Raw genomic sequence first — 347 nt, 5'->3', positions numbered from 1 at the left:
AACTTTTATTTATTTTAATGAGTGCATATTGCTGCCCATAGTTGTAATTACCACGCGCACTAACATCTTTATACTCATATTTATAACCATAAAAATATTGCTCCATAAAGTCTTTAAACCTATCTGGAATGATCTCTGGTTTTTTAGCACGTGAACAAGCCATCACGAGAAAAACTAGAGGAAATATTAAAATAAATTTCATACTTTAGAGCTTTTAAAATCTATAAAATCATTCTGGTCTTGATTACACTCAGCTATTTTTGTCGTACTTTTATATATAAATATATTCCACGAGTTTATATCATCATAATTAATTGGAACACCAGTTGTAGTTTTTTCATTTATTT

The 347-nt window shown here is 28.0% G+C and carries 1 pseudogene; it reads right to left on the bottom strand.

Annotated features, from left to right (window positions below):
• Positions 1–202, bottom strand: a pseudogene (locus AC6CHI_RS16145) (hypothetical protein); the annotation flags it as partial.
• Positions 203–347: the final 145 nt, after the last annotated feature.

This window comes from Acinetobacter sp. GQ146 (assembly GCF_059758585.1).
This window is presented reverse-complemented; position numbering and strand designations above follow the sequence as displayed.